General features: G+C 56.3%; 15 protein-coding genes. 1 reads left to right on the forward strand and 14 read right to left on the reverse strand.

Going from position 1 to position 17,412, the window contains the following annotated elements:
• Window positions 1-177: 177 nt before the first annotated feature.
• From HQL63_11885 to HQL63_11940, 12 genes are all read right to left on the reverse strand, one after another.
• Window positions 178-1,221: a hypothetical protein gene (locus HQL63_11885; protein ID MBF0177528.1), complete on the reverse strand. Its 1,044-nt coding sequence runs from the start codon at window positions 1,219-1,221 to the stop codon at window positions 178-180.
• A gap of 277 nt (window positions 1,222-1,498) precedes the next feature.
• Complete coding sequence (gene cas1 / locus HQL63_11890; GenBank protein ID MBF0177529.1) at window positions 1,499-2,644, reverse strand: CRISPR-associated endonuclease Cas1; 1,146 nt, start codon at window positions 2,642-2,644, stop codon at window positions 1,499-1,501.
• Window positions 2,645-2,648: 4 nt separating this feature from the next.
• Entirely contained in the window at window positions 2,649-3,989 is a 1,341-nt protein-coding gene (locus HQL63_11895) for a TIGR02710 family CRISPR-associated protein (protein ID MBF0177530.1), read from the reverse strand.
• Window positions 3,986-4,960, reverse strand: coding sequence for a CRISPR system precrRNA processing endoribonuclease RAMP protein Cas6 (gene cas6 / locus HQL63_11900; protein MBF0177531.1), 975 nt, complete (start codon window positions 4,958-4,960; stop codon window positions 3,986-3,988). Before cas6 ends, HQL63_11895 begins: the two co-directional genes overlap by 4 nt.
• Window positions 4,957-6,624 (reverse strand): type III-A CRISPR-associated RAMP protein Csm5, encoded by a 1,668-nt coding sequence (gene csm5 / locus HQL63_11905; GenBank protein MBF0177532.1) that lies wholly within the window; start codon window positions 6,622-6,624, stop codon window positions 4,957-4,959. Before csm5 ends, cas6 begins: the two co-directional genes overlap by 4 nt.
• A gap of 4 nt (window positions 6,625-6,628) precedes the next feature.
• Entirely contained in the window at window positions 6,629-7,642 is a 1,014-nt protein-coding gene (locus HQL63_11910) for a CRISPR-associated protein Csm7 (GenBank protein ID MBF0177533.1), read from the reverse strand.
• A 2-nt stretch (window positions 7,643-7,644) separates the two neighbouring features.
• On the reverse strand, window positions 7,645-8,358 hold the full coding sequence (csm3, locus tag HQL63_11915) for a type III-A CRISPR-associated RAMP protein Csm3 (GenBank protein MBF0177534.1): 714 nt from the start codon (window positions 8,356-8,358) through the stop codon (window positions 7,645-7,647).
• A 24-nt stretch (window positions 8,359-8,382) separates the two neighbouring features.
• Entirely contained in the window at window positions 8,383-8,733 is a 351-nt protein-coding gene (locus tag HQL63_11920) for a DUF86 domain-containing protein (GenBank protein MBF0177535.1), read from the reverse strand.
• On the reverse strand, window positions 8,723-9,028 hold the full coding sequence (locus HQL63_11925; GenBank protein ID MBF0177536.1) for a nucleotidyltransferase family protein: 306 nt from the start codon (window positions 9,026-9,028) through the stop codon (window positions 8,723-8,725). Before HQL63_11925 ends, HQL63_11920 begins: the two co-directional genes overlap by 11 nt.
• Before the next feature lie 16 nt (window positions 9,029-9,044).
• Window positions 9,045-9,467: a type III-A CRISPR-associated protein Csm2 gene (csm2, locus tag HQL63_11930; protein MBF0177537.1), complete on the reverse strand. Its 423-nt coding sequence runs from the start codon at window positions 9,465-9,467 to the stop codon at window positions 9,045-9,047.
• A 29-nt stretch (window positions 9,468-9,496) separates the two neighbouring features.
• A complete protein-coding gene (cas10, locus tag HQL63_11935) occupies window positions 9,497-12,139 on the reverse strand; it encodes a type III-A CRISPR-associated protein Cas10/Csm1 (protein ID MBF0177538.1) in 2,643 nt (880 codons plus the stop codon).
• Between the two features lie 3 nt (window positions 12,140-12,142).
• Entirely contained in the window at window positions 12,143-13,150 is a 1,008-nt protein-coding gene (locus HQL63_11940; protein MBF0177539.1) for a hypothetical protein, read from the reverse strand.
• A gap of 164 nt (window positions 13,151-13,314) precedes the next feature.
• Between HQL63_11940 and HQL63_11945 the strand changes: the two genes are divergently transcribed.
• Window positions 13,315-13,701 (forward strand): RidA family protein, encoded by a 387-nt coding sequence (locus tag HQL63_11945; protein MBF0177540.1) that lies wholly within the window; start codon window positions 13,315-13,317, stop codon window positions 13,699-13,701.
• Here the strand turns inward: HQL63_11945 and HQL63_11950 are convergent.
• Window positions 13,698-14,405, reverse strand: a complete 708-nt coding sequence (locus tag HQL63_11950; GenBank protein MBF0177541.1) for a leucyl/phenylalanyl-tRNA--protein transferase — start codon at window positions 14,403-14,405, stop codon at window positions 13,698-13,700. The two genes, HQL63_11945 and HQL63_11950, sit on opposite strands and share 4 nt — an antisense overlap.
• Before the next feature lie 157 nt (window positions 14,406-14,562).
• Window positions 14,563-17,340, reverse strand: coding sequence for a DNA polymerase I (polA, locus tag HQL63_11955; GenBank protein ID MBF0177542.1), 2,778 nt, complete (start codon window positions 17,338-17,340; stop codon window positions 14,563-14,565).
• Window positions 17,341-17,412 lie beyond the last annotated feature (72 nt).

The following is a 17,412-nucleotide window of genomic DNA, read 5'->3' on the forward strand; positions in this document are numbered from 1 at the left end:
TAATCCCTGCTCAAATGAATGAATCCCGCTTGTGGGTTACTGAAGGAGATTTTCTTGTGATCCCAGTATGGTAGAACATGGCCATTGTTTCAAGAAATCGTTCGATGGGTTCCATCCCCTTGCAACGGGGCGATGACGACAAAAAAATCTGCGATGGTTGCCAGTTTGCCCAGGCTCTCAGTTGCCCAGCCTGAGGCCGATTTCGGCGTAACCGTTGGGACCGACATTCCCGTAAATGCCGCTGTTGGCGAAAATGCCATGCGTACCCGTCGAATCGGTAAAAACTCCTTCCCAGGGGTTGTTGGCATTCAAAGAAAGATTCTTGGTCATGGGCACACCATTCACCGACAGAAGTCGGAGGTTTCCGCCCGAGGCTGAAAACACACCCCACCATTTTCCGCTGGAACCGGCCACAAGCCACGTTCCATCGGTTTGGGCAAAGTCCATGGTTTGCTGTTGAGCGCCAAGAATCATGCCCTTGCTGAAGGCGCCGCTATCCTTGAGGTCGAGAAGAATATTGTTTTGGTTGTTCGCCGTAAACATCAAGGCCGTGCCAACTTCAGTCGAACCCGACATGACCTGCCACAGACCACCACCGAGAGGATTCAAGGTACTCGAAACGACTGCGGAGGGACATTCAGTAGTCAGATTTCCCTGGACGCAAAATGACCAGATACCGGCTGCATCGATGTTGAAAGTTCCCAAGCCTGCTGTGCAATTATTATTGACGCAACCCCGGTGTATGATGTTGTATGTCCCCTGGGCATCGGCCAGCGTGGTGACGGGGTTGGCAGTGCCAAAAACAGGCACCGTCGTTACGACCCCATGGATGCTCTCGCGTATCGCGCCCAAAAATAATCCGTTCGGGAGAGAAACGATCATGACATCGGGCATGTTGGATGCTGCCCAGGTTCCGTTGCCATTGTCGGACAGGGTGCCGGAGCCAACCTTCCCTTCCAGGCCATACTGGCTGTCAATGATTCGGTAGTTGTAGGTGCGGTTGGTGGTGTCCACAGAGAAGATGAGCCGTTCACCCGCCATGGCCACTGCCGTGTAATCCGTGGATCTGGAGGTTGCACCCGCAGCGGACTGGCTCGCTGGTGTTGCCCCATTGCTGCCGCTCCCACTGCCGCCTTCACCTCCGCCGCCACCGCCGCAACCCCCCATGTAAATTGCCACCACGAAGGCCAGAACACCGGATGCAAGTCGATTTCTTGTCATAAAAAACCCCTTTATTGTAGTTGAATGCACAGAACTCCCCATAAACGCCATGAAAAAACTTTCAAGCGTTTTTCACTGACTTTCTTTCACAAAATCTTACAAATTCAGTATCTATTCAGCATCCTTTCAAGAAAAGCTTGGATATGACAGCCTTTGTCAGGGCTTCGCCCCGAACCACACCAGGGCGCTGTCCTGGACAAAGCCAGGGAGCCAGCCCCCTGGACCCCGATTTGAGGCCGGGTGGTGAATAGTTGCACAAATTCATTGTATTGTGCCGTCACCCTTTCAACAAAAATGGTTGATACGCGGCGCCCTCCCGCAATGCGATGGCCAATCGATCCACCTGCCGCCGGATCAAGGTGGCTGGCGTCCATTTTTTCGTAACCATGATCTCCTCATGCGGCGTCGTGTGGACCTCATCGAGAACGGGAGGTGGGGAGCATGATGTTCCTGCAACATCTTTTGACGCATCATCGCTCCTTGCGTCGATCTCTTCGGGGATGGGTCGTTCCAGATACTCCCCCCAGGCGCGAAAAAACACCTTGAGGCCGGCGCGGGTCAGCCGCACGCCACCTTCGGTTTCGGTGTCGGCCTCGAACATCTCCGGACGGATCATGCGCAGATTGACCACCCGCAACACAAAACGATCCACCACCGGGTGCCGAAACTCTTCCAACATGTCCAGGGCCAGACTGGGACGCCCCGGACGCAGGGCATGAAAAAATCCCACCGCCGGATCCAATCCCCGCGCCTCCAATGTGCCGCCGATCAGATTGCCCAGCAGAACATAGCCGAAAGAGAGCAGGGCATTGACCGGATCGGGCGGTGGACGCCGTTGCCGACCGGTAAACCCCATCTCACCCCGAAACCCTTCCCGGAAGCCGCCAAAATAGGTCCGGGCGGCGCTCCCCTCAATGCCGAGGAGTTGCTCGCCGCACGGACATTCGGCCACCCCGGCCACGGCGGCGCGCAGGTCACGGATGGCCTCGGCCAAGGCGGGTTGGCCAGGATAATTGGCCTGGATGCCGCGCAGAACGGCCACGGCATTGGCGCATTTGCCGGCCACGATCTCCCGGGCCATCGTCAAGGCGGCCAGCGGATCGGCGGCGCGTCGATACTGGGCCAGGCGCAAATCCCCGGATTTGGCCGCCGCCGGGACCATCCGCCCCAAAAAGCGTCCATTCCAGCCAAACCAGGCCACGCCAATCCCCTGCTCCAGACAGAGTTGTGTGGCGTTCGAGGTGATATGCACCCGCCCGACCAGACCAATCATCTCCAGGCGATGCGACGCCACCCCGAACAAAACCGAACGTGTCGCCGCTGACGATGGGCCACCACCCGCCTCCACATCCAGCGTGACCTGCAAACTTTCGCCAGCATGCCGCACCGTCGCGCCCTGCTCGGTGACGTAGAGGGAAGGCATGGAATTATGACCTGTCGAAGGACATCTTGACCCATTCAAGCCAATTTAGCCTTTGTTCCCCAAGGCAGGGACGCAACAACTCTTCTTCCAGCTTCCGATAAAACTCAGCCATGACCCGTCCATCAGGCGCCTTGGCACAAAATCCGTGAATCAAGATGCTGGTATTGCGAACATTGGCGCTCATAAGTGAGTCATTACCCAGGTCGATCAACGTCTTTCCCATCTCATCGCCCATGGAGCGCAACAAACCTGTAACCCGTTCACGCGGAGCCATGAGCGTGCCGTCTCTGTTCTTGCTCAAAGGAGTATCCTTATTTTTCGCCATTTTAGTAACATATTTGGCAATTTCAGGATGACGGGGATCAAGCTGGGCAGAATCGTGGCCACGCTCGAACAAACGCATCTGGCCAATCATCTCCAGAATTCGATAAGCGCGCACGGCGGCGTCTTCGAGCTGCCCGGACTTGATCCGACGCTGGCCATTGCCCCAAAGATCCACCGCCAGACGCAGCAGATAGGGAGCTTTGGACTGCTTGCGTGTGGATTCGTCATCAGGCTCCGGAAACGGCCCGGCAATCCTTTTGAGCCATTCCCTGACCGCAAGCGTCGGTGCCAGCGCCTTCCATCGCCCGTCAGGCAGATCATTCTCATTCAGAGCGACCTTGTGGGCCTCTTGGTAGTTCAGCCGGTCCCAGGCTGTATAGAACTGGGCCAAAGAGCGAATCGCCCGCATACCGGGATGGTATACCTCGGGCCAATGCAGAGTTGCCCAACCCAAATCGGGGTCTGGGACAACATCCAGCACCACCGCAAAATTGCCATGCTGAAAAAGGTGCAAAGCATCATCCAGACGGCGGGCGGCGGTAATCCGGGTGGTGCGAAATTCGGCGATCTGTTCCGTTCCCGATTGCACCATACCCCGCGTGTCGCGTTCGCCAGTGATGTAACGCAAAGAGGTCACATCGCGCCTCACTGCCGCAAGAATCAGAGCGGCGCTCATCATCTTGGTGCCTCGGGTGGGGTCAATGGCAATCTGGTGGCCCTGCCAGCCGGCTTCCAACAACTCAGTCAAGACGCGATCAAAGTGGTTAAAACAGTGGTCGGCATTCTCTTCGTCCTTTTTGCGGGGCAGAGGGTGAATATGCATGTTCAGGGAGGCAAGGTCGGTACGTACCTGCTCAGCCCACTCCTCTGAAACCAGGGAGGGGAGCAGGATGACCTCGGAAAACGTCCCCTTTTCGATGGAGAGTCGTAACGGCCTGTAGAGAGTTGCTTCACGCTGTTCCCCATCCCCGGTACCCACAGTCAACAACAACACTTGGCCACTTTTGTTAGGCTTGTTCATGCGACTGCACCTTTCGATTTTGGTTGATTCAGTTCATATTTCCCCAACCCGAAGGTGGCATTCTTGCCGACATGCAACCACTGGCCGAGGTAGAGCAGAGACCAGAACGGTGTCAGGTCACCCCGCAAGGTCCAACGCCCGGTGACACCGCCCAGGGTCATCTCCTGCTGCTGTCGGCCCGACCAGCGCGTCCAATCCCGCCACCCCAGCGAGCCATGCGCCGTCATCGCTTCTGACCGCGCCGTCAGCTCCGGAAAATCGAGCCCCAGATGCAACCCGGCGTGGAATTCGGCCAGCAGGGAGATGCGCCGCGCCAGGGTCAGCAAAAAATCCCGCGGGGTCAGGCGACCCGGTCCCAGAGGCTTGCCCTCCCGCTGGATGCGCAACGGGGTGAGCAGGTGCAGGGTGATTTGTTCCGCCTCCGCAGCGGGCATGGCCGTTGGCGTGACCGCTCTGGCATGCTCCATCACCACGCCGACTTCCGGATCATAAATCACCTGTTCCGATCCATCGGGCAGGATCTGGCGCACGCCGAGCAGGTGCGCCGTTCCGTTGTCATGCCCCACTCCCCGCGCCAGGGCCCGTTGCCACGCCAGAATGATCAACGGCAACTGCACGAGCGCCCGCCCCACCAGCACCATGCCGAAGGTTAACCGTTCACCGGGGTAAAAAAGGCGTTTTCCCCATGCCGGCGGCTCGATGATGTAAGGGTTCGGGATGCGGGCAAAATGTTGGACGGCGTGGCGTCCCGCCGGTGGTGGGGCCTCGAAGATCATCGACCAGGGGCAGGTGTTGACGATGCCGCACCCGGTGCAGGTTGGTTCGCCGCTCAGGCAGGCGATGCGCCGCAACGCCGCCCCAAACACCCCGCGCAACGCCGAACCGGCATATTCCGGCAAACGCATGGGGGTTTCGACCTCCCAGTCGAAATGGTAGCGGGCGATGGCAAGAGAAGAGGGGAGGGGGGTCATGTCAAGAGGGTATCCTGAAGGGATTGCAATCTTTTTTTATCCACATTGAGTTTGCCAGGGAGTTCCTCGCGACATACCCGGGCCAACTCGGCTTTCTCCTCTGCTGGCCAGGCAGCGGCCTCCTTGACCAGTTTGCCAACATCCTGCCACAACTGGCCACTGATGGGTTGCGGATGTGGAGTCTTATGGATGCTCTCCCGCAACTTTTCAATTTTGCGCTGGTTGGGGGTCATCTTGGCCAGTTGCTCCTGGCGAATCTCTTCCTCGGCTTGGCGTTTATCGTCTTCCGTTTTACGTCGTTCCATTTCCTGAAGTCTGGCATCCTTTTTCTGACGAAGAGATACCAGATAATCATCGGAAACTTTCAAACGGTCGGTCCGGTCGTTTTTGAACATATTGGCAAGCTTTGCCAATTCTGGAGCGGTTTCAAGCAAAGGTCGTCGAGAACAGTCATCAATTTCCACCAATTCCACCAACAACCATCCGAAAGGAAGCAGGTCATTTTCTTGTTCAATGTTTCGAGCTGCCAGCCAGATCGTTGTGGCTCCTGGTCCCCATTTCGGTGGACGACCCCCTCCCTGCATTATTTTAATGTGTCGCGCTCCATTCAAAGTCACCGACTCGGCTCCACTGTGGCGACCCACCCGCAGTAAAAAGGCCTTATTCTCAATCATCAATCGTTCTAAATTACCTCCCTCAAGGGATTGGCGCAGCGTTTTTGCCCAATCAGCATGGAGAAGCCCATTCATTTCCGTGATTTCCCGAAGCAATTGTTCTTTATAGTATTTGTTGCATCTTTGGGTTATTGCTGTCGCATCCCATTGAAGATGTCTTGGTGGCAATAATTTTTTATTGTCGGCTTGCACATCATTGTATTTTCTGGCCTGTTCGGTGTCCAATAATGACAGATCTGCAATAAAAGATTCCAAACGCATGGGCGAGAGACACTCCAGCGTTTGATAAGGTCCCCGTCCTTTAACACCTGATGACTTTCGGTTGACAGCAAAAAAAACACCATTATGTTCACTTGTTTCCGATTGATAGGCATCTCCCACACGGATCAAACGCATAGGATCACGCTCAAACTCTTTCGGCAGACAATCACGCAATGTTTCATTGATTGGGGAAAGACCTTTCCAGGAATTGCCCCCATTTTCAGCACCTCTCTTGTCAACCAAAGGCTTTCCGGCGTGGACTGCATCCAGAAGGGCAGTTCGGATTGCCCCCTTGAGGCTACTGCCTGGCATGATGGCCTGATCATTTGTCGATACAAAAGCCGTGCGCTCGATGTGCAGTTTATTGACGGCCTTGGTATCCGCCTGCGTAACGGTCCCGATACGTTTATCATAAAATGCCTGAATACCCTCTCCCACAGGCATGCGATGTCTATGCTCAGGGATCAACGTTTCCTTGCGTTGATAGAAAAAATTTTGAATTTTTCGGATAGTTTCCTCCCCCTGTTGTCTGTTGACAATCTCCAACAATTTGTCGCGGGCAGGTGCATCAGAGGCCAGAGCAGCTACCGGATCAAATGTATAGAGGACACCTCCATGCATGAGATAATGCGTCGGCTCATAATCCTCCCCACAACCGATATGGATGGGCGATAGGGTGGAAATGAGAAGGCGGTAGTTCCTGAGAAACGGCTCCTTGGGCAGTGGCATCGGCTCAACTCCTGTTCTCTTCCAGCAGACGAATGCCCACCACCGGGCAATAACCTTGATGAACGGTCCCCGGGATGGCGCTGGAGAGGGAATTATCCCCGCCCAACCCCTGACCGACAAAACGACGCCCGGGATCAAATGGGTCTGCCGGTACCAACACAGCCCCGGCCCGGGCCAGCAGGATCGGATTTTTGTAAACCTGTCCGGTCAAGGCTGCCACATCGCCATGCCGACCAAAACGGGTAAAAACCTGATAGAAACTCCGTTCTGGATTAAATCCCCCGCCCTGCGGCGCACAAAAACCCAAGGTCAGCCAGGCATTGCTCTCTTTCTGGGTTGGCAAGCTCGCTACGCCAACATCTTCCACCAAAAATTTCCCCAGGCCAACATTGGCATCCTTGCCAAATCCGGTCTGGCCGACGGCGAACAGGGCTTTTGCCAAATCTTCCCGTGGCAGCCGCTTGGGGTCAAACAGGAGCCAAAGTTCCAACCGCGCTGTTGGCGGGAACCAGGTTTGTTCCACGGCATAGGGGGCGAAACCATCCGCGCCGGTGGTGCCGGTCAAGCGGTTGATGGCGTTGCGGGGCTGTGGTTGGACCACACGCCCAGCCATGTGACTTTTTCCAGACTTGACGGTTTCCGGGTCTGCCGGCCAGATCTCCTTGTCGGATTTGCAGGTTGTGATCCATGCTGGCAAAGGCTCTTCGCATGCTTTCCACGGCATCCAGGTCCGTTTTTTATCGGCCTTGCGATCCCTTCCCTCGATTTTTTCCTCCTGCCCCGGAAAAAATCCACTCGGCAACTGGGGCCGAGGGATAAACCCGGCAGGGAAAATATCCGACACCACAAGAAAAGGGTTGCCTTGGGTGTACCCTGTCAACAATTCGTTCAACCAATCTTCGCCAAGTTCGCCAAGATTGTTGCGCAAGATCCAGCACAGTTGCCCGAACAGGGTGTCCCCATGGAGTGGGGTGGCAAAGGCCGTCTGCGGCTTGAGGGTGACACGCAGCGTTTCCATGGTTACTTGCTCGCAAATGGCTTGGCTTCGTTGAGCTTGCCCTGATGACCCTCGCTTGTGAGCGTGAACCTGACCCGTCCATAACCCCGTGATCCAGACCCGCCCAGGCTGTCCATTTCCAGCAATTTCAGGCCATTAAAGAGAGTTTCTTTCAATTCATCGGCCTTGTCCGTGTCCAAAATCTTGAGGGCTACAGCAAAATCAAACCTGGCTCCTGCCGGAACCCGCTCGACGTTGCGGGGGTGTTCCGCCGTCCCGGTCACACGGTTGATGGTGTTTTCCATCTTGATTTCGGTCAGGGGGAGATTTTTATCATCGACCTCTTTGGCCCAGCCTTCGTCAGGCAGACAATCCCGAAAAGAGAGGCGCGTGGGTCCGATCTCCCTGGCTTGTTTTTCATCCAGTTCATCCCCGCCAGAAACGCCGAAAAGCTTGAGAATTTTTCGGGCCTCTTCCTTGTCTGGTGCATCACCGAGTTTGGCGTAACTCATGGGTTTACCACCATTGACCGCCGCCAGCCCGGCCCGCCACTCCAGGAGGCTGCGGATTTTGCCTTTGAGGCTGCTGCCCGGAATATAAGGCTGTTTGGTATGGGGGTGGCGAATGATCGGGTTGTCCGAACCACCGATATGCATCTCGTTGTTGCCGCTGCCGATGTGCAGGCCGGTCAACACTTCGATGGTTCCGGTGATGGTCAAAATATTGTCGAGTTTCATGAGGGGATTCCTTTGATAAGGTTCTCAGGCTTCGTGGGTGGATATGCCATCGAGAATGAGGGCCAAGGCTTGCTCCAATTCCGGTACGTCCAGGGTGGCGGTATTCCAGATGATCTCCCACTCTACAGAAAAATAGGCATGCACCACGAAGTTGCGCATTGCGATGACATCAACCCATGGAATGTTTGGGTGACGTTCTCGATAGGGTTTTGGTAATCGGGCAGCCGCCTCGCCAATCACGATCAATTTTTGCAGAACAGCACTGCGGGTCAGATCATCATGGACAAACGCCTCTGGGGTAGTCCTGGCAATAAATTGTCGTATGGCCCGGGCTGCATCGATCATATCCATCAAATACAATGATTCATGCCGCATAGATAACCTGCGCAGAAGCCAGGACTTCATCCCGGATACGGGGTTTCAATCCCTGTTTCGGGACCAGATCAACGGAGCGTGCCAGCAGGGCTGACATTTCCCGTTGCATGCGCGACAACGTGAACAGTGTCACCTGCGCGCCGGTCTGGAACTCCACCAGGAGATCCACATCACTGTCATCCGAAAAAGTGTCGTTCGTTGCCGATCCGAACAAAGCGAGTTCGCGAACCTTCCAGCGTTGACACCACTTTTTTAATGGCTCCTCGGAAATCTCCAGATGGTTTCTGGTATGCATGATCGACACCCCCTCGTTAATTGGAGCGTTTTTCCTTGTAAAAACCCATGATGGCTTCCATGAACAGCTTGAAGCGTTGCAGGGTTTTTGGATCCGTGACCTGCTTCAGGCATTTGTCCATGAGTTCAACGAAACTCTTATCCACCAGTTCTTTTCTGCCATAGGCATAAGCTGTTTTGGCATTGAGCATGCGGATGAAGGGAATCAACTCGTCATATTTTTCTTTTTTGTCTCCCACTTTTTCTGCCCACATGCAGATTTCGTCATAAAACCTCCGCAGTTGGGTGGATTTATTGCTTTCCTTCTTGGCCTCATTCAGTTTTACAGCCCATGCCTTGGCCGTACCGTCAAACAGTTTTTCGTCTATTGGATCAAATACAATGGCCAATGAATTGGCAACCGGGGCTTTGGGGGCTACAGGAGGTGACGATTTTGTCATGATCGCCCTTTTCGGGTCGTTCGTATTCATCATGCTTTTCTCCTCTGGTAAAGATGCGTAAACAGGGCGATTTTATAGTCACCCTTATTGTTGTCGATCTGCTTGCTGATTCCCTGGACAAACTTTTCTTTATAAATCGTTTTACATTTTTTACATTCTTCGCCCTTGTCCTCGTCCTTCGCGCCACGCATTTTGTCGATGACAAACCGCCAGGTACGATAGACAAACCAGGAGCGCCAGATATTGTCTTCCGGCTTTATCTTGGCACTTTCCGCCTTGTCGCACAGGTGGAGCAGGCCGTAGAGGTAGGCAGTACTCAACTCGACGTTATGCTGGTCCTTCAACATCTCCACCAACTCTTTTAAATCTTTCTCGGCATCCAGCATGGCGGAGAAGGTGACCCAATCGACGGTACGTCCCCAGCAGGTGATGGCATTCTTGTCGGCCTCTGCCTGGTCTTTGTCCTTTTTGTATTGTTTGGCCTCGTCCAGGGCCTCTTCGGCCAGTTTGGCCATCGCCGGAATGGGGAGACCCGGCTTGGTCATGGTGAGCCCGGCGGAAAAATGGATGCCGGCATTGGCAACGTAGCGGGCAAACTCGACTTGCATGGCCTTGGCCAGCCGTATTTGATCCAGCCATGGCCCGATGAGGAAAAAGTCATCCCCACCGGCGAAAACGGTATAGGCATGTGGGGATTTCCGGGCGCAATGCCAGGGCAGCCAGATGGCAAAAAAGGCATTCAACTGCCGCGACAGGGCCGCCATGCGGGCAAAGGTGTAGTGATCTTTCAATCCTTCCCGCAAAATCTCCCCGAGGTTGTCCACATCTCCCTTGAGGGTGGAAAGGGCGGCCACGCCCCGCTTTTTTCCCTCCGCATCGACTGTCACGCCAGATTCGGCCATATCCCCAAATTCAATGATGCCATGGGCATCTTTTGGCACATGACCGTTGATGGCGCGTCGGGCATAGCCATTCCATAAAGGTTCCTGCCCATCCGGATCATGGGGGGGGGCAAAATCCCAGGCCCGCAACAACTCCCCGCTGCTCTCCTCCTCGTTGCCGGTGAAGGTGATCCGGTAGCCAAAATAATCCACTTTCAGGGTTTGGTCGTTCAGTTTTTCCCGGGTGACGAGCAGACGATCACTCTTGACCAAGCTTTCCCCGATGGTGATCTGGTCTGCGCAAAGATGACACGTTTTTTTGTCGTTTATTTCGGTCTCGGCGGGTTTCTTGCCATCCATGGCACACGCCTTGTCCGGATAGGCCGTGTTGAAAACCGGAGCGGGTGGCGTCGCATCACATAACCCGAAACGCTGCCGCTTCCGTTTCTCCAAATCTTCGAATAACCGCTGGACAAGTGCGCTGAAACTTTTTTTCTTGAAATCGTTGCGCCGGGCCTTGGTTGACGCCAGACCGATTGTGCTCTGACCAAAGGTCTGTTTTAAAAACCATGTATCCAGTTTACCGCGCACCTGGGCCAGACGTGTCTCGGCATCGGGCAAATGGGGAGCCACGATCGTAAACTTTCCGGCCGCGTTGACAATCTGGCTGGTTACCGGCAACTGGAAGGCGTTCAGCACCTCGATGGCCGCCAGTTCTGTCAGCAGAGAGACCTGGAAGGAGCGACCCCGCAACAACTTGGCCGCCATTTTTGTCGTTTCCCCGCCGTTGGCCAGGATGAACTCCTGGATGCCAAAAAAATCTCCCTGGATCAGGAGAAATTCCTCTTCGGCATGTTCATCCCAGTTTTTCCAACCTGCTTCAGAAAATGTTTCGTCCACACGCCCACACGCTGCGTGGTGCCGCCACAAGGCCACCGCCAGGGCTGCCGTGGCCTTGGAGTGGTCATAGAGCGACACATCGGCTGGAATGGAGACAAATCCCCCGCCCGGTTTTTTGGCCGCTGTGGCCGAGGGGATGGCATGGGTAAAGGTCAAAAACAGGCTGTCAAAATGGTCGAGCCACAAAGGCAGGGAGGAGCGATGAGAACCAGGAATCTTTTCCAACCCGGCGATGAACTGATCCCATAAATCCTTGTACTCCCTTCTGGCCTGATCATCATCGGCAGGAACGTGGCCTGCCTTGCCTTCCTCGACGGGAAAGAGGGTTGCCGGGGCCATGGCCCGCAAGGAATAACGCTGTTTTGCGCCCCGAATCTCTTTTTCGCCGTCTTTGACGGCAATGCGTTCCAGAAGGGGCCACAAGCGCGCCCGCAGGTGGTTGACCTTTTTGCCACCCACCCCTTCGTTTTCTTCTTCCGCCTCATTGTACACTGCAAAATCCGACCGCTCGAACCCCGAGGCCAGACGATCCGCCGTGGCGAGAATTCTTTGCAGGGGCGTTTCCGGTTTGTGGTGCATGGCGGCGGCGTTGATCAGGGAGTCGCCCGTTTTTATCTCCTCGATGGGGTCGCTCCAGGAGGTGAACGGGGTTATCGTACCTTTTTTGATATCCGGAATATTTTTTTCGAGGGCATCCATGGCGATGCCCGTATAGGCAGCGTGAACATGGGTGTGGCGGCCATGCCATGCAGGGCAGTAGATTTGGACGTTGCCATTTCGTTCCGGCGCCGGGATGTCGGCCCGTTCGGCAAATTTGCCGATATCATGGACCATGCCGGCCAGGGCCATGCGGCAGGAGGCCTCCAACAAGTTGCGGCTTTTTTCATCCATCAATCACTCCTCCCGACCAAGATAGTGTTTCTCCACAGCCGGGAGGTACCCCCCGTCGGTGTTGTTGATGCGCAGTTGGTGCAACAGGACCGCGTTGCCCTGTTTTTTTATTTCTGAGTTGATTTTGCTTATATATTCAGGAATGCGCTCCAAAAATTCGGCAGGTTCCATGGTGCGGACGTAGCCGGGTTTGCTGGTGTTGGTCTGGTAGAAGGTGAAAAATGCCTTGCACAGGGCGGCCATTTGTTTGGCGGGCATGGCGCAGGCAAAGCAGCCGCTGCATGCGGGGAGCTGGGGGCGTTGGCAGCGTTCCTTGGTCTGCATCAGGATCCATTTGTAGAGCTGGTGTTGCAGGGGGCGCAGGCGGATCAAACGGCCCAAAAAGTGGATGCCGTCCGGTGTGCAGCGCAACTGTTCGCGAGCGCCGGGGGTGCGAGGAATCCCCTTGCCCGGCAACAGAACCCGTTGCATGCGGCTGGCCCCATCGGCTTGGTGCAGGGAGGCGGTGGCGTGGTCCCATGCCCTGGCCGGGTCATCGGGTTTCAAAAAATGGGGATGATGTTCAAAGCGGGGGTCGGTGCGCAGCACCCACAGGCCGTCGCCGCGTGCCTCTTCCAGGTACATGGCGGCATATTGGGATGCGAGAGAGATCATCCAGTTGACACCACCCCCCAAAACCACCTGCAAGGCCGTTTCGCCGCGCTCGTCGCTGAAGGCCTCGTCCAGGACATGACAGAACTGCTTCTGGGCGTGCTCGCCATCGTTGCCATCCACGGTATTGCCACGCCAAACAGGCCGGATATGCGGTGGAAAACCTGCATGCTCGACGGTTGTCCGCAGAATGTTTATTCCCTGAATCGTGGAAAAAATGGTTATTCTGCGCAGACGAAACTTTTCCGACATCAGCCACGCGGTCAAGGTGACCACCGGCGCCGCCATGCCGGCAATGATGTAAAGATCGCTTGCAGGGTGGTTTTCTTCCCGGGTTGACAAATCCGAGCTGCTGTTCATATTTTTCTCTTCAAAATGCGCTTACCGTCTGGTGCATGCAACCTGACAGGTTTTTTGAACGTAAGCAAGTTTGGCAAGGTTGTCAATAAAGGGGGCCAGCCCCCCGGATCCCGATTCGTTACCGGGTACCTGGGCAGTTACAACTTTTCTTGAAAGGGCGATGCATGGTTACGGTTATACAGACAAAAGAGGCGCCGCCAGCCATTGGCCCCTACAGTCAGGCCATTCGCTGTGGAGAGTGGTTGTTTCTGTCGGGACAGATTCCGCTGGATCCACGGACCGGAAATATTGTGCCGGGTCAGGCGCGTGAACAAACCGAACAGGTGTTGCGCAATCTGACGGCCATTTTGACTGCGGCGGGGTGCGGGTTGGCATCCGTGGTCAAGACAACGGTTTTTTTGGTGGATCTTGCCGATTTTCCTGACGTGAATGCGGTGTATCAGGAATTTTTCAAGCCCCCGTTTCCGGCGCGGGCTACCGTACAGGTAGCGGCCCTTCCCCGGGGGGCCAGGGTGGAGATCGAAGCGGTGGCGAAAGCAGGCGCTTCCTAGAAAAGTTGGCCGGAAGCGCCACCTCTCCAGGACTCCTGAGGAATCGGCTGCACCAGGGCCTTTTTCAAATCCAGCAAAAATTGCGAACGGGGAACCTCGCGTGCCCCAAAACGGGCCAAATGAGGGGTGTGCATCTGGCAATCGATCAAGGTAAATCCTTTTTGTTTCAAGGTTGCCATCAGAAAGGCAAAAGCGCATTTGGAGGCATCGGGTTCCCGGAAAAACATGGATTCACCAAAAAAACAGCCGCCGATGGTCACACCGTACACCCCGCCCACGAGTCGGGTTCCGGTGGTCTCTTGTTGCCAAGCCTCCGCAGAGTGGGCAAAACCGATGGCATGCAGGCGGATATAGGCAGCGGCCATCTCCGGGGTGATCCAGGTTCCCTTCTCCCGGCGCGTTTCACCACAGGCCTGGATGACCTCGGGGAACGCCTGGTCCAGAGTCAGGAGAAAGCGTCCCTGACGCAAGCCCTTGCGCAAGCTTTTGGGAAGGTGAAACCAGGCCGGTTTCAGGATCATACGGGGATCCGGGCTCCACCAGAGGAGGGGTTCGCCCGCCGCATACCAGGGAAAGATTCCATACCTGTAGGCCGTGATCAACCGATGCACGGAGAGATCGCCCCCCACAGCCAACAGGCCGTTGGGCTCGGCCAACTCCACCGGCGGAAAATGGTTCTCTTTGGGCAGGCGAAATACGGGCATATTCAACAAGAAAGCGCTTCGTTGCAACGCATCGGGGTCCAGGGGGCTGGCTCCCTGGCAGGTCCAGGGCAGCGTCCTGGTGGGGTTCGGGGCGAAGCCCTGACAAAGGCTTTCATATCCAGGCTTTTCTTGAAAGAGTGCTGAATAGTTAAATTTTTCAGTGTGCCTCGGCCCAATTTTTTCCCACCCCCAAATCCACCCGCAACGGCACTTTCAGTGTCATGACCCCCTCCATGGCTGTACGCACGAGCGGCTCGACAACCGGCAACTCCTCCTCTGGAGCCTCCAAAACCAACTCGTCGTGAACCTGAAGAATCAAGCGCGTGCGATGCCCTCCCTGACGCAAGGCGGTGTCGAGCCGTATCATGGCCATCTTGATCAGGTCGGCGGCGGAACCCTGGATCGGGGCGTTGATGGCCGTGCGTTCGGCCACCTCGCGCAACGTGCGATTGCTGCTGGCAATGTCACGAATGGGACAACGCCGCCCCCCCAGGGTGGTGACATATCCCCTCTCCCGGGCGCCAACCAACGTTTGTTGCATGAATTCACGCACCCCCACATAACGGGCGAAATAGAGATCCATGTAACTCCGCGCCTCGGCGTTGCCGATGCCAAGGTGTTTGGCCAGGCCATAGGGACTCATGCCATAGATGAGTCCAAAATTGATGGTCTTTGCCATGCGCCGCTGCTCGGAAGTGACCTGCATGACCTCGACGCCGAACAACTCCGCTGCCGTGGCGGCGTGGACATCCTGTTCCCGGTCGAAGGCCTCCCGCAACCGCGGGACATTGCCCAGATGGGCCAACAAACGCAACTCGATCTGACTGTAATCAGCCGCCAACAGAACCCACCCGGGCGGCGCCGTAAATGCAGCGCGAATGGCCCGTCCCTCCGGTGTGCGGATCGGAATATTTTGCAGATTGGGATCCGACGATGAAAGCCGCCCGGTCAACGTCACCGCCTGATTGAAACTGGTATGCACCCGCCCGGTCCGGGGATCCATGCTGGCCAACAAGGCGTCGGTATAGGTGGATTGCAGCTTGGTCAGGGTTCGGTAGGTCAACATGTGCATCGGGAGCGGATGTCCTTGTTCCGCCAGGCGGGTCAGGACAGTGACATCCGTGGAAAAACCGGTTTTGGTCCTTTTTCCCCCCTTGATGCCCAACTTTTCCGGGCTGAACAAAATCTCGCCCAACTGCTGGGTGGAGTTGACGTTGAAGGGCCCTCCGGCCAATTGGTGAATCTCGGTGACCAGCGCCGCACGGCGCTCTGCCAAAGTGGCCGACATTTGGGTGAGAACCTGGCGATCAAGGGTGGCGCCGGCATACTCCATGGCCGCCAGGATCGACACCAGGGGCATCTCCACCTCCCGATAGAGGCGGGCCACCTCCGGTCGATCTGCCAACGTTTCCCGCATGCGCCGGGTGGCTTCCCAAGCCAGTTCGGCATCTTCGCAGGCATAGGGGCCTGCCTGCTCCAGGGGAACTGCGTCGAAACGCCGGGCGTTCTTTCCTGTGCCAGCGACTTTGGCAAAAGATGTGGTCGTCCGCCCCAGGAGGTTTTGGGCAATAGTGTCCAGATTGTGCCGCCGCTCAGGGCCGTGAATCAAATGGGACTGCAACAGGGCATCCTCGCGAATGCCCTCCAGGCGAATGTCGTAATGGGCGAAAATGATCCAGTCATATTTCAGGTTTTGCCCGACCTTGCCTATGTGGGGGTCTTCCAACAGGGGACGCAAAGCGGCCAACACCTCCTCTCGCTGCAATTGCCCCGCCGGTGCCGCCGCTGGAAGGTGGGCCACCGGCAGATAGACCGCCCGCCGGTATTCCCAGGAGAGCGAAATACCCACCAACTCGGCCCGTACTGCCTCCACACTGGTTGTTTCCGTGTCGATGGCAAAACAGGATTGCCGGCGCAATTCGGTCATGAATGCCGCAAACTCGGCCTTGTCGGTGATGATACGATAATCGTTGACCGCGCTGGAGAGATCCGCCTCCGGCGACGTGGCAGACGCCACGGGCAGGGGGGGGATGGTAGGGGAAGACTCCAGATCGACCTGCCGTGGCGCGGGCGCCGCAGCCGACGGCTCCGTAGCCAACTGCCGCAGGAGAGAGTCAAACTCCATGGCGGTACAGATTTGGCGCAACCGCGCTGCGTCAGGTGGTTTGCGGCGCAAATCCTCCAGGGCCAAGGTCAAGGGAACATGGCGATCGATGGTGGCCAGTTGTCGGGAAAGACGGGCCTGCGCGGCGTACTGGATCAGGCTCTCCCGCCGTTTGGTTTGTTTGACCCGTCCGGTCTGGCTCAACAAGGTTTCCAGATCGCCAAACTCCTGGATCAGTTGGGCCGCAATCTTGGGGCCGATGCCGGGCACGCCTGGAATATTGTCGGAGCTGTCGCCGGAGAGCCCCATGAGATCCAGCACCTTCTCCGGGGGCACGCCCCAATGTTCCGTCACTTCAGGAATGCCCAGCCATTTTTCTTTGCCCGGATCCAGCATGCGAATCCCGGGAGCGACCATCTGCATCAGATCCTTGTCGCCGCTGACGATGCAGACCTCCATGCCCGCTGCAACGCCCCTGTCGGCCAGGGTACCGATGATGTCATCGGCTTCAAAACCATCCTGCTGGACGTGGGTAATACTGAAGGCCTCCACCACCTCCTTGATGATGGGCACCTGTGCCCGCAACTCTTCAGGCATGGATTGCCGGTTGGCTTTGTAGTCGGGATAGAGGGCGTGACGAAAGGTTTTTCCCTTGGCGTCGAACACCATGGCTATGAACTCGGGCTGATGATCAGCCACCAGCCGGTGCAGCATTTTATAGAAACCGTAGATGGCGTTGGTGGCAAACCCGTCGCGGCGCGACAGATTGCGCACGCCATAAAAAGCGCGATAGAGATAGCCGGAACCATCGACCAAAAACAGACGTGCCATAAAAAAACTATTAAAAGACTGGGATGGAGGTCCAGGAGGAAGGGCTGCGCCCCAATGGCGCTTAGATAGCCG

Source organism: Magnetococcales bacterium (assembly GCA_015231175.1).
Classification (GTDB): Bacteria; Pseudomonadota; Magnetococcia; order Magnetococcales; family DC0425bin3; genus HA3dbin3.

What these genes read in the sequence shown, in the direction of transcription:
- HQL63_11885 (MBF0177528.1), bottom strand. Translation starts at nt 1,221, where the DNA reads ATGACAAGAAATCGACTTGCATCCGGTGTTCTGGCCTTCGTGGTGGCA.
- cas6 (MBF0177531.1), bottom strand. Translation starts at nt 4,960, where the DNA reads ATGACCCCCCTCCCCTCTTCTCTTGCCATCGCCCGCTACCATTTCGAC.
- csm5 (MBF0177532.1), bottom strand. Translation starts at nt 6,624, where the DNA reads ATGCCACTGCCCAAGGAGCCGTTTCTCAGGAACTACCGCCTTCTCATT.
- HQL63_11910 (MBF0177533.1), bottom strand. Translation starts at nt 7,642, where the DNA reads ATGGAAACGCTGCGTGTCACCCTCAAGCCGCAGACGGCCTTTGCCACC.
- HQL63_11940 (MBF0177539.1), bottom strand. Translation starts at nt 13,150, where the DNA reads ATGAACAGCAGCTCGGATTTGTCAACCCGGGAAGAAAACCACCCTGCA.
- csm2 (MBF0177537.1), bottom strand. Translation starts at nt 9,467, where the DNA reads ATGACAAAATCGTCACCTCCTGTAGCCCCCAAAGCCCCGGTTGCCAAT.
- HQL63_11925 (MBF0177536.1), bottom strand. Translation starts at nt 9,028, where the DNA reads ATGCATACCAGAAACCATCTGGAGATTTCCGAGGAGCCATTAAAAAAG.
- HQL63_11895 (MBF0177530.1), bottom strand. Translation starts at nt 3,989, where the DNA reads ATGAACAAGCCTAACAAAAGTGGCCAAGTGTTGTTGTTGACTGTGGGT.
- HQL63_11950 (MBF0177541.1), bottom strand. Translation starts at nt 14,405, where the DNA reads ATGCCCGTATTTCGCCTGCCCAAAGAGAACCATTTTCCGCCGGTGGAG.
- HQL63_11945 (MBF0177540.1), top strand. Translation starts at nt 13,315, where the DNA reads ATGGTTACGGTTATACAGACAAAAGAGGCGCCGCCAGCCATTGGCCCC.
- polA (MBF0177542.1), bottom strand. Translation starts at nt 17,340, where the DNA reads ATGGCACGTCTGTTTTTGGTCGATGGTTCCGGCTATCTCTATCGCGCT.
- cas10 (MBF0177538.1), bottom strand. Translation starts at nt 12,139, where the DNA reads ATGGATGAAAAAAGCCGCAACTTGTTGGAGGCCTCCTGCCGCATGGCC.
- cas1 (MBF0177529.1), bottom strand. Translation starts at nt 2,644, where the DNA reads ATGCCTTCCCTCTACGTCACCGAGCAGGGCGCGACGGTGCGGCATGCT.
- HQL63_11920 (MBF0177535.1), bottom strand. Translation starts at nt 8,733, where the DNA reads ATGCGGCATGAATCATTGTATTTGATGGATATGATCGATGCAGCCCGG.
- csm3 (MBF0177534.1), bottom strand. Translation starts at nt 8,358, where the DNA reads ATGAAACTCGACAATATTTTGACCATCACCGGAACCATCGAAGTGTTG.